The organism is Streptomyces sp. GbtcB7 (assembly GCF_019091445.1).
GTDB lineage: Bacteria > Actinomycetota > Actinomycetes > Streptomycetales > Streptomycetaceae > Streptomyces > Streptomyces mirabilis.
This window is the reverse complement of sequence record NZ_JAGXJM010000086.1, coordinates 1-11,674: the sequence shown is the minus strand read 5'-3', so window position 1 is coordinate 11,674 and position 11,674 is coordinate 1. Positions and strand designations below refer to the sequence as shown.

Annotated in this window: 9 protein-coding genes; 3 read left to right on the top strand and 6 right to left on the bottom strand. The window is 68.6% G+C overall.

All coding sequences use genetic code 11. The features are described from left to right. The coding region (locus tag KVT44_RS54610) for an LLM class flavin-dependent oxidoreductase (protein ID WP_217576585.1) at nt 1-547 on the top strand (547 nt) is incomplete at its 5' end. A gap of 320 nt (nt 548-867) precedes the next feature. Here KVT44_RS54610 and KVT44_RS54605 read toward each other — a convergent pair. The 4 genes from KVT44_RS54605 to KVT44_RS54590 all read right to left on the bottom strand — a co-directional run bounded on the left by KVT44_RS54605 (nt 868) and on the right by KVT44_RS54590 (nt 5,194). Next, on the bottom strand, nt 868-1,614 hold the full coding sequence (locus KVT44_RS54605; protein WP_302832260.1) for an Asp/Glu racemase: 747 nt from the start codon (nt 1,612-1,614) through the stop codon (nt 868-870). Between the two features lie 207 nt (nt 1,615-1,821). Beyond that, nucleotides 1,822-2,574 (bottom strand): acetoacetate decarboxylase, encoded by a 753-nt coding sequence (locus tag KVT44_RS54600; RefSeq protein ID WP_217576583.1) that lies wholly within the window; start codon nt 2,572-2,574, stop codon nt 1,822-1,824. A gap of 91 nt (nt 2,575-2,665) precedes the next feature. Then, on the bottom strand, nt 2,666-3,844 hold the full coding sequence (locus tag KVT44_RS54595) for a homogentisate 1,2-dioxygenase (RefSeq protein WP_217576581.1): 1,179 nt from the start codon (nt 3,842-3,844) through the stop codon (nt 2,666-2,668). Nucleotides 3,845-3,886: 42 nt separating this feature from the next. Beyond that, a complete protein-coding gene (locus tag KVT44_RS54590; RefSeq protein WP_217576579.1) occupies nt 3,887-5,194 on the bottom strand; it encodes a hypothetical protein in 1,308 nt (435 codons plus the stop codon). Between the two features lie 199 nt (nt 5,195-5,393). On the opposite strand from KVT44_RS54590, the gene KVT44_RS54585 reads away from it, so the two are divergent. Continuing rightward, nucleotides 5,394-6,209 (top strand): GntR family transcriptional regulator, encoded by an 816-nt coding sequence (locus KVT44_RS54585; RefSeq protein ID WP_217576577.1) that lies wholly within the window; start codon nt 5,394-5,396, stop codon nt 6,207-6,209. 194 nt (nt 6,210-6,403) lie between these two features. After that, nucleotides 6,404-8,476, top strand: a complete 2,073-nt coding sequence (locus KVT44_RS54580) for an alginate lyase family protein (protein WP_217576575.1) — start codon at nt 6,404-6,406, stop codon at nt 8,474-8,476. A gap of 124 nt (nt 8,477-8,600) precedes the next feature. Here the strand turns inward: KVT44_RS54580 and KVT44_RS54575 are convergent, their stop codons facing one another. Continuing rightward, complete coding sequence (locus tag KVT44_RS54575; RefSeq protein ID WP_217576573.1) at nt 8,601-9,878, bottom strand: lactonase family protein; 1,278 nt, start codon at nt 9,876-9,878, stop codon at nt 8,601-8,603. Nucleotides 9,879-9,886: 8 nt separating this feature from the next. Further along, nucleotides 9,887-11,674, bottom strand: a 1,788-nt coding sequence (locus tag KVT44_RS54570; RefSeq protein WP_217576572.1) for an aconitate hydratase, incomplete at its 5' end; no start/stop codon positions are given.

The window sequence follows — 11,674 nt, the reverse complement described above, 5'->3', positions numbered from 1 at the left end:
CGTCGCGCAGGCCGCGATCGGCCCCAAGAACGTGGCACTCGCAGCGGAGATCGCCCAGGCATGGCAGCCGATCTACTTCCACCCCGGCAGAGCCAAGGACGTGTGGGGAGACGCGCTCGCCGCGGGGCTTGTCGACCGGGATCCGGCGTTGGGGCCGCTGGATGTCATGGCACCGGTATCCCTGGCCATCGGTGAGGATACGGATACCGTGCTCGACCAGGTTCGTCCCACGCTCGCCCTGTACACCGGCGGGATGGGGGCGCGCGGCAAGAACTTCTACAACGAGCTGACCCGCCGCTACGGGTACGAGGCCGAGGCCGAGCTCATTCAGGACCTCTACCACGACGGCAAGAAGGACGAGGCGGCCGCCGCGGTGCCGGAGGAACTCATCAGGGCCGTCTCGCTCATTGGCCCGGAGAGTTACGTCAAGGAGCACGCTGGCGAGTTCGCCGCCGCCGGGGTCAGCACCCTCATGGTCACACCGCTGGCGGACACGCACGTGGGCCGGGTTCGGCTGGTGGAGCGGCTGAGGGCGTTGCTTGCGTGACCGCGGGCTCAGGCGGCTCAGATGTCCGCGGGCACAGTGCCGGCGCCCGCCGTTCGCCGATGACCTGCCGGGCTAGGGCTCGATGCCTTGGCCGGGCAGCGTCGGACGGGTCGCCCTTGGAGGACGATCCGTCGACGGCGGCGCGGCGCGCGCAGTCCTCGCCCTCAGCTGTGGCGTGGTGTCGCCGGCCCGGTCGGCCGGGGGACACGTGGGACATGCGGGTGCGGTTGGCGCTGTCCTGCCGAGGGTGGTGGGGGCCGAACGGGCCCGGCATAGGCGGGCGCCGGAGTCGGCAAGCGGCTATCCGGCGCCCGTGGTGATCAGTTCTTCTTGAGCAGCGCGCCGGCGCCGTCCGCGGTGGTCACCAGGCCGAGGGTGCGCAGGATCTTCCAGGACGTGGCTGCGGCGGGGGTGACGATCGGCAGGCCGAGGCGCTGCTCGGCGGCGGGGATGGCCGACAGCGACGGCATCTGGACGCAGGCGGAGAGTACGACGGCGTCCACATCCCGGGTGTCGGGGCCTGCGGCGATGTCGGGCAGCCGGGCCGGGTCGAGGCGGCCGACGGCGGGGTTGTCGTCGACCTCCAGGCTGACGGCGTCCTGGACCTCGATGCCCTCGGCCTCGATGTACCCGGCGACCAGGGCTGTCAACGGCTTCATATAGGGGGTGACGATGGATACCTTCCGCGCGCCCAGGTGGTTCAGACCCTCCACCAGCGCACCCGCGCTGGAGACCACATCCACCGCACAGCCGTTCTCGGCCGCGGTGCGGGTCAGATCCGCCTCGATGCCCTGGTGGGCCGCGTTGCCCTGAGACATGATCGCTACCAGGCATGCGTACGCCATCACCTCGACCTGCGCGTCGGCGAGTTCCACCGCCGCGCGCCCGGCGTCGGCGTTCATCGCTGCCAGCGCGCTGGCCTCCACGTGACGCATGCGCATCCGGCTTGCGTGGAAGGTGAACTGGTCACCCGTCAGTTCACTCTGCCGCCGGAGGATCTCCGGGACCTCGGTCTCCATCGTGGTGTTCGAACTCGGTACGAGCAGGCCGATACGGTGGCTGGACATGAATCCTCCAATGTGTGTTCACGTTCGTCAGGTGCTCTCCGAGCGGCGGAGCGCCTCGTCAAGCAGTTGGCAGTAGAGGCCAGGGGGCCTGGGGACCGGGGAAGTGGCTTCTACCTCCGGTACCAAGGTGGCCCCGGGGTGCACCTCGACGGGGGTAGGCCGCGGGTGTATCGGGTTGCTCTCGCCCTGAGCGATGGTTGAGTGGATTTACCCGCGTGGTGCTTGGTCGAGGTAGTCGAAGACGGGCTTCACGGGAGCCAGCGACAGGTCGGTGAGGATGTGGCTGGCCGACACCACCTCGGTCACGGGGAGATCGGCAAGTGGTGCGAGAGCGTGCTGGAAGAGCTGGAGGCGGGTGGGGCCGGTCCACGCCTGCTTGACGGTGATGTCGGTGATCTGGGTGCGTACCAGATCGGCGACACGAGGCCGGAAGTCGTAGCCCGGGACGATCTTCACCATGTACGTCGGCACGGTGATCTGCCGGAGTGCCTCTTCCGGATCGAGCTGACGGTGCTTGTAGCCCATGGTCGCGGTGGCCACGCGCAGCGTCCCGATGTCGAGGGTGCCGACGAGGGTTCCGTGGTCGACGTAGAGCCGCGGGGCGCCCAGGGCCTTCGGATAGGCGGACAGTTCGCGGCCACCGGCCGTGGCGGGAAAGTTGTCCAGGTACATGGCGTGCAGGTACTCGCCCTGCTCACCGTCGAATTCCACCGGGATGGCGACTCCCGCTTCGGTGTACGGGCCGAAGCCGGCCACGTCGCCCATGTGCATGACCTCGAACCGCACCAGAGGGTCGCCCACGGACAGCGGCTCGGGAACGACGGCTCGCAACGCGTCGGGATCGGTGCGGTAGACGATGTTGAGGTATTCCCGGTCGATGAACCGGTATCCGGCCGGTCGTGGGTAGGCCGGTGCGGTCAGCGGGGTGGTCAGATGGCTGGTGACCTGATCGGCACGCAAGTCGGATCTCCAGGAACTCGAACGACCGGATCGGACGTCTCGTGTGTGTGGGTGCTGGCGAGGTGCCGTGGCACCTCCGGGGCGCTCTCGCTCAGGCGTTGCGCCAGGTGGCGATGTAGTCGGAGTCCTCGCTGGCTAGTGCGGCGTCGCCGAGGTCGAGCGGGCGGAAAGTGTCGATCATGACGGCCCGCATGTTCTTGATCTCTATCCGGCCCGCGTTGTACGCGTCGACCGACTTCTCCAGTTCGTTGGTGTGCGGGCCGTGGATGAACCCGGCCGGATGCCAGGTGATCGCACCCTCCGTGATGCCGTGTCCGCCCCGGGAACCGCCCGCCGCGTCGACGTAGAACATCAGCTCGTCCGAGTCCACGTTGGCATGGTTGTACGGAACGATGACCGCGTCCGGGTGGTACTCGACCTTGTGCGGTACGAAGGAGCAGATCACGAACCCGGGGGCCTCGAAGGCCTGGAACGTGGGAGGCGGCTGGTGGATGCGGCCGATGATCGGCTCGAAGTCGTTCATGCTGAACGCGTGCGGGTAGAGATGACCGTCCCAGCCGACGACGTCGAAGGGGTGGTGGGCGTAGGTGTAGCGGGTGCCGCCGGCCCGGTGGCGTACGTACACGTCGACGTTGTCGCCCTCCACGACGTACGGCTCGGAGGGCGCCCGCAGGTCCCGTTCGCAGTAAGGGGAGTTCTCCAGGAACTGGCCGCTGCCGGAGACGTACCGCTTGGGCGGACGGATGCTGCCGGTGGACTCCGCGATCAGCAGTCGTACGGGCTCGGTGCCGGTGGGGACCCAGCGATGGGTGGTCGAGGTGGGGATGATGACGAAATCACGCGGACCGACGTCCAGGACGCCGAAGACGGACTCGACGCGGGCGGTGCCCGACTCCACGAAGTACATCTCGTCGCCGATGGCGTTGCGGTACAGCGGGCTGGGCCGGTCTGCGGCGACATAGCTGACTCGTACGTCCTGGTTGACCGCGAGCAGCCGGCGGCCGGTGACCGCGTCGCCGCCCTCGTCCAGCTTGTGCGTGTGCACGAGCCGCGGCTTGAGCGGGTGGTTGGGCCGCGACTCCTGGTCCGTGAGCTGCCAGGTGTCCACCGCGACCAGGTCGGTGGGCGCGTAAGTGTGGTAAAGGAGCGCGGAGTCCGAGGAGAAGCCCTCGGTGCCCATCAGCTCCTCGCGGTACAGCCCGCCGTCGGGCTTGCGGAACTGGGTGTGGCGCTTGTGGGGCACCTGCCCCACGGAACGGTAGAACGGCATCACATGCCTCCACGGCGCGCGTTGTTCAGCGTCATGACGTGCTCACACCCGCTCGCCGAGCCACCGGGTGACGATCTCGCCGGCTTTCTCGCGAGGGTTGTAGTCGACCGGGGCGCCGGGCAGGAGGAACAGGTAGTGGTGGGCGTGGTCGAGGGTGGTGAACGTCTTGTCGGCCGCCGGGATACGGGAAAAGATCTCTTCCTGCTCCTGTGGGTACGCGTCGCTGTCGCCCAGGGGGAGGACCACCAGGGTGGGGACGTCGATGTGCTCGGCGGCATGCGTCCACTCGGCCTTGGCCGACAGGCCGCTCCACGTGGACAGCCAGGCCCGAGCGGTGAGCAGCCGGCCCAGCGCAACGGGGCCGTAACCGCCGCGCAGCGGGTGGCCTGAGGAGAAGATGCTCCCCGGCAGCCGGTGGTTGGGGTGGATGCCCGGGTCGGTGTGGGCGGGGTTGGCGACGGTCCCGTAGACGGTCATGTAGGGACTCATCAGCGCCCGGCGGGCGGTGGGGGAGCTGAGCCGTTCGAGGTCGGCGGCCTGCCTCGCCTCGTGGTAGTCGGCGATCAGGGTCCGGGCGATGACGTCGATACGCCGGGCCCGGGCGCGCTGTTCCTTGCGGTAGGCGGCGAGCCAGTAGGGGTCGTACTTGCTGGGCTGTGGGAACGGCTGGTAGCCGTTGGCGGGGTTGAACATGTCCAACTCGGGGTCGATCGCCAAGGGGTTGGTCTCTTCGACGACAGCCGGGTCGAGCATGTTGAGCATGATGACGCCCTCGCCGGCGTGCGGGGCCAGTGCGACGTAGAAGTCGGCCGGGGGCATGTCCTCCGTGGCGAACCTGGTCGGCTCGCCATGCGGGCCGTGGGTGAACCGCTTCTCGGGCGGGAGGGACGCTTGCCACTGGTAGTAGGAGAGCAGAGAGGTCCCCCCGCTGCTGCCGATCAGCACGACCTTCTCGAAGCCGCGTTCCTTGAGCATCCGGATGCCCGCCGCGGTGTCCCGGACCACTTCCTCGTGGACCATGTCGCTGTCGTTGTTCAGCGCGCGACTGGTCTGCCCCCACACCGCGTACCCCGCCTTGAGCAGGTACGGGCTCAGATACTGCCGGGACTGGTTCTCCCTCGGATGCATGAACACCGCGACCTTCTTCGGCCGCGGCCCCGGCGGCAGGTGCAGCAGTCCGAAGGAGAACGCGCCGTCCGAAGCGGTGATGTCGATGAACTCCCGCTGCGTGCCTTCCGGAAGCTGCTCGATCCGATAGGCGTTGACAGCGCCCCGCGCTCGGCGTTCCGGAGCCACGAACAACTCCGGAAGCGGCAGATCGGGCAATTGGTACGTCCTCTGTGCAGTCATGCAAAGTCCTCGGAGAACGGCAGGGGCGTGAAGGTCTCCGGCGGCGCGCTGGACGCTCGCCCCTGCGTGATGAACGCGAGTAAACCTATGAATCTAATATTCATAGGTGAAATATGGATTGTCAAGTGTGTGTCGGTCACGTTGCCGCAGGCCGTTGTGCGCGCACCTCCCGCGCACGTGGTCATGAGAGGCTGTGGACATGCCCAGCGAGCCCGCTTCCGCCATGTCCTGGTCCATCGGTCCGGCGGTGGACGACAGTGACGTTCTGAACCCCGACGTCCCCATGCAGCAGCAGATCTACCGGCAGTTGCGTTCTGAGATCCTGGACGGCCTCTGGGTGGGGCGGACGGATTTTCCCGGAGAACGCGAGCTGGCCGAGCGGTTCAACGTCAGCGTGGTGACCGCGCGGGGCCCCCTGGAGCGTCTCGGTGAGGAGGGCCTCGTCGAGCGTGGCCGCGGCCGAAGGCCCAGGGCTTCCTACGTCCCGCCACTGGCGGGAGACACGGGTGATCTCCCGGCGTTCCATCCCGAGGAGGAGTCGTCCGAGTACGGCTACGAACTGCTGCGGGCGGGTGTCGCGGTCGTCCCCACGGACGCGTGCCGGGTCTTCGGCCTCGCTCCGGGAAGCAGGCTGTGGGAGTGTGTTCGGCTGCGTGTCTACGGGGGGCAGCCGCATGTCGTTTCGCACAACGTGCAGCTTCCGGAGATCGGGGAGCGCCACAGTCTGGAGGATCTCCAGACGAAACCGATGATGTCGATCCTGAACGCGGAGGACATCGACGTCGTCACGGTCCGCCGACGGGTGCATGCCACGACACCACCGCCGATAGTCTCCCGCCATCTGGGCCTGTATCTCGACACCCCGGTCTCCGTCACCGTCATGACCCTGCATGACGAGAACGGCGCTCCCATCGAGTGGATAAGGGCCTACGTGGATCCGAAGCTGCCCGTGCGTGAGGAAGTCCGGGACGTCCACAAGGGGTACTGGACCATCCCCTCGCCCAAACCGCGCTGAACGCACAAACGGACCGGACTCCTCGGACCTCGTGATGGCACCGAAGAACGGGCCGGCCCGACGGATGGCCCCCAGGAAAGTGTTATCCGACGGCACTCGGCGCGTCTCCTTATCAGGAGGGCCGCTGAGGGCGGCTCTCCCCAGCGCCGTACGGGCAACACGTTCATGCCCCCTGCCGTCCGAGGACATTCTTGATGCGTCATGCGAAATCCGGGCTGTTGGCCCGGCGTCGGCCACGCCTCTTCGTCGCGGGAGCCGCCGCGATCGCCCTGCTCATCGCCTGTTACGCCTGGGTCGGCCAGGGCACACCGGGTGCCGGGGCCGCCACCACCGCGACCAAGGCCGTCGATGCGGCACCCGGCAGGTTCGCACACCCGGGAATCACCTTCGACAAGGCCGACTTGAACCGGCTTAAGAAGAATCTGACGAAGGAGCCCTGGAAGTCGTCATACGCCGGGTTGCTGGCCGATTCGCGTTCCTCGCTCGGCTATGCGATGCAGGGCCCGTTCGCCGAGGTCGGCCGCAACGCGGACGTGCACAGGAGTGCGTACGAGAACGATATGCAGGCCGTGTATGGCCTGACGCTGCGCGGTTATCTGAGCGGCAAGACCGCCTACAGCGCCAAGGCCACCAAAATCATGACCTCTTGGTGCCGCACCCAGACCAAATGGTCAGGCGCGGAGGCCTCCTTCACCATCGGTGACTACGCGATCCGGGCGATCGCCGCGGCGGACGTGCTGCGGGCCACCTTCTCCGGCTGGACGGCCACCGACACCAAGGTGTGCCAGAAGAACTTCAACGACGTCTATTGGCCGCAGCTCGGGGTAGGCCTTGGCGCCAGCGGCTCCGGCAGCCATCTGCTCAACGCCGGGCAGGGGGCGCTCGGGCTGCAGGGCGCGATGGCCATCGCGGTGTTCAACGACGACCGGGTGAAGTTCAACGAGACCGTCGACGCCTACCGTACCGACCCGATGGGCGGACTGCGCGACTCCCTGGCCAACGGCGAGATCGGCGACACCGGACGCGACCAGGGCCACGCGTACGGGCAGTGGATGCATCTGGCGGCCGTTGCCGAGACGGCATGGAAGCAGGGCGTCGACCTCTACTCGGCGCAGAACAGCCGGCTGTTGACGGCCGCCGAGTACTACAGCCGGTTCAACCTGGGCGAGAACCCCGCCTATGTGCGCTTCGGTTCCGGGTACGGCCTGTACAAGAGGATCTCCGCGGACGACGGCGGCGAGCGGATCACGCCTCCGGCCGAGGGACTCGACCTGATCTACAACGCCTATGTGGTCCGTAAGGGCCTCAGGGCGCCGTACACCACCAGGCTGCGCGCCAAGGCCATGGAGTCGTACAACTCGATGGTCTACCGGCGCAGCGCCGACACGTCCAAGGCCACCGCGCCTGCGGCGGCCTGGACGGCGCCGGCTGCCTCCACCTCTGTCACCAAGCTCACCGGCAGGGACATCGGTACGGTCGGGGCTGCGGGCGCCAACGCGTACGCCGACGGGACCTGGACGGTGAAGAGTTCCGGGAAGGACCAGCTGAGCGGCTACCGCTATGCCTACCGGAAGCTGGCCGGTGACGGCACCATCGTTACGCGGGTCGCCAACCCGGGTGCGGCGAAGGGTGGTTCGGCCGGCCTGATGCTCCGTGCCTCCCTCGACGCCAAGGACAGCACGCCCTACGTCATCCAGCGGCTCCTCGGCGACGGTTCCGCGCAGACGTACTGGAGCTCCAGGAGCAAGGGGAACAGCTGGAGTTACTGGGCGAACTTCGAGGACGTCGATACGCCGTACTGGCTCAAGCTGGTCCGCCGCGCGGACTACGTGTATGCCTACACCTCACCGGACGGCAAGAACTGGTCACCGAGTGCGAGCGTCCTGCTGACCACCCTGCCAGGGACCGTGTACGTCGGCCTTGTCGTCACCTCCGGCGATACCACCATCACGAACACCGCGACCTTCGATCACCTCACCGTCGGTACGGGAACGTCCAGCAAGGTCTCCCAACCCCACGGCCTGACAGCGAAGACGGCCTCGGGCAAGGTCGCGCTCACCTGGAAGGCACCGGCGCGGACCGTCTCCTACAGCGTGCTGCGCGCCACCAGGCGTGACGGTTCCTACGCCGTCATCGCCACGGACGTCCCCGGCACCAGGTACACGGACACATCCGTGAAGACCGGTACCCGTTACTACTACGCCGTCCAGGCGGCGGGCTACGCGGAACGCAGCGGCGCGTCCGCCGAGGTCGGTGCAACCCCCTGACAGCTGTGACGGAGCCCGGGCCGACCGGTGACCCGGCTCCTCACGCCGGTGGGCGGACTCTCGGAGAGATCCTCTCCCCGCCGGCGCTGTCGTGGATTGACGGGAAGCGCCCGGGTCCCCCGGGTCAGTGCGCGGTGCGCCAGACGATGGAGGTGGGGGAACCGGTCTCGGCGACGATGCCGAGAGGACGCAGGTGTCGGCCGTCGGCGTCGAGGTCGAAGCCGACGACGGTGTCGGTGACCTCGTTGGCGGCAAAGAGCCGCCGGCCCGATGGTTCCAACCCGAAGAAGCGTGGTCGGATGCCCTTGGTGGAGACCCAGCCGACGGGCTTGAGGCCACCGTGACGCTCGACGGCGAAGACGCCGATGGTGTCGGGTTCGGGGCCACCGGTAGTGGAGTCCCCGGCGCCGCTGCGGTTGGAGGCGAAGACGTGCGTGCCGCCGGGGGAGACGGCGATCTCGGCGGCACGGGTGTCGCCGGTCATCGATGCCTCGGCCGAGGCAAGGACTTGGACGGGCGTCAGGGTGCCCGCTTCCGCGTTCCATTCGTACGTGTGTACGGTGGAGCGGAGTTCGTTGACGAGGAACGCCAGGGGCCGGTGCGGGTGGAACGCGATGTGCCGGGGGCCTTCGAGCTCCCTGGTCTGGACCCATCCTGGGTCGTTGAGGGTCAGCGTTCCGGTGGTGGTGTCGAGTGCGGCGACGAAGACGCGGTCCTGGCCGCGGTCGGGGATCACCAGCCACCGCCCGGCGGGGTCGAAGACGACGTGATGGGGATTGGGACCCAGTTGCTGGGTCTTGTGCGGGCCGGGCGTTCCGGGGAGTTCGAGGACACCGGCTGCCGCTCCCAGGGAGCCGTCGGACAGGACCGGCAGGGTCACTACGGATCCAGGAGGTGCGAGGAAGGCGACGGCCAGCCAGTTCCCGGTGGGGTCGAGTGTGAGGTGGACGGGGTTGCGGCGGCCGACGTCGATGGTGTTGAGCGGCGTCAGGGTGCCGTGTGCGGTGTCGACGGCGAAGGCGCTGATGGTGGTGGCGTCGCCGTGGACGGCGTAGAGGCAGGTGCCGTCGTGGTTGAGGACGAGAAAGGACGGGTTGACCGGGATCGCACCGGGCGGCGTCGGTGTGGTGGTGTCTCCGTCGTCGGCGGGGACGGTCTGGAGCAGATCCCACGAGGCGTGGCGGGGGTCGACCCGCCACACGGTGATGCCGGCGCCCCGGGCGTTGCGCTGTCTCGTCGTCCGGGAGCCCACGTAGGCGTACTGGACCGGAGAGCGTCCACGGGGAGCGGACGACGTACTCGCGTGGGTGGCCGCCGTCGCCGTGGGCGCGGTGGTCGCGAGGGCAAGGGTGGAGCCGGCAGACGCCAGCAGTACGGTCCTTCGGGAGGGCGGGTGGTTCATGGCAGACCTCAGTTGTCGGTTTCGGCTGGGTGGGCGAGCAGTCCGCGAAGGACGTACGGCATGACCCCGCCGTGGCGGAAGTAGTCGGCCTCGCGGGGGGTGTCCAGGCGGACGCGGGCGGTGAACTCGCGGCCGTCGGAGAGGACGCGGACCGTGGCAGGGAGGTGTCCGGTGTTGAGGGTTTCCAGCCCGGCGACGCTGATCTCTTCGGCGCCGGTGGGGGCGAGGTCGTGAGGGCCGGCGCCGATGAGTTCCAGGGGCAGGACGCCCATGGCGATGAGGTTCGAGCGGTGGATGCGTTCGAAAGACTGGGCGATCACCGCGCGGACCCCCAGTAGCGCGGGCCCCTTGGCGGCCCAGTCCCGGGAGGACCCGCCGCCGTAGTCCTCGCCGGCCACGACGACCATGGGGACTCCGGCCGCACGGTAGGCGGCCGCCGTGTCATAGACCGAGCTTTCGCGGCCGTCCGCGAGGAAGTCGAGGGTCCGGCCGCCTCGGGTGCCGGGGGCGACCTGGTTGCGCAGTCTGACGTTGGCGAATGCGCCCCGCATCATCACCTGGTGATTGCCACGCCTGGAGGCGTACGTGTTGAGGTCGCCGCCGGGTACGCCGAGCTGAGCGAGGTACCGGTCCGCGGCGCTGCCCGCGGTGATGGCGCCGGCGGGGGAGATGTGGTCGGTGGTGACCTGATCGCCGAGTTTGACCAGCACGCGCGCCCCGGTGATGTCCCGTACGGCCTCGGGTTCCCTGGCCATGCCGTCGAGATAGGGCGGGCGGCGGATGTAGGTGGAGTCCTCGTCCCACGTGAAGCTCTCGGTGGCGGGCATGTTGATGTCCTGCCACCTCCGGTCGCCGGCGAAGACGTGCCCGTAGGCGTCGGTGAACATCGCCGCGTCGATGCTCCCGGCCATCACGGCCTCGATCTCCGCCGGGTCCGGCCAGATGTCACGCAGGTGGACGGGGTCACCCTGCGGGCTGTGGCCGAGGGGCTCGGTGCTCAGGTCGATGTCCATGGTGCCGGTGAGGGCGTAGGCGACGACCAGGGGAGGGGAGGCGAGGTAGTTCATGGCGACTTCGGGCTGGATGCGCCCTTCGAAGTTGCGGTTTCCGGAGAGCACGGACGCCACGGTCAGACCGGTATCGGCGATCGCCTCGGACACCGGGCCGATGAGCGGGCCGGAGGCACCGATGCACGTCATGCAGCCGAACCCGGCCAGGTGGAAGCCGAGGGCCTCCAGGCCCGGGACGAGACCGGCCCGCCGGTAGTAGCTCATGACGACCCGTGAGCCGGGGCTGAGGGTGGTCTTGACCCAGGGTTTGCTGCGCAGTCCCGCCCGCACCGCGTTCCGGGCCAGCAGACCCGCGCCCACCATGACTGCCGGGTTGGAGGTGTTGGTGCAGGACGTGATGGCCGCGACCGCCACCGCGCCGTCGCGCAGCTCGTGCGCGGTGCCGTCGATGACGACCGTGGCGGTGGTGGTCGTATCGCCGTCGGTGCTCTGCTTGCGGAGGGACTCGACGGCCGTCCGGAAGCGGGCCTTGGACTGGTCCAGCGGAACACGGTCCTCGGGCCGGGAGGGCCCGGCCAGCGAGGGGACGACGGTGGACAGGTCGAGGCCGACGGTGTCCGTGAACCGGGGCGCGCTGCTCGGCTGGTGCCACAGTCCCTGTTCCTTGGCGTACGCCTCGACCAGTGCGACGTGGTCCTCGGGCCGCCCGGTGAAGCGCAGATAGCGCAGGGTCTCGTCGTCGACGGGGAAGAGCGCGCAGGTCGAGCCGAACTCGGGGCTCATGTT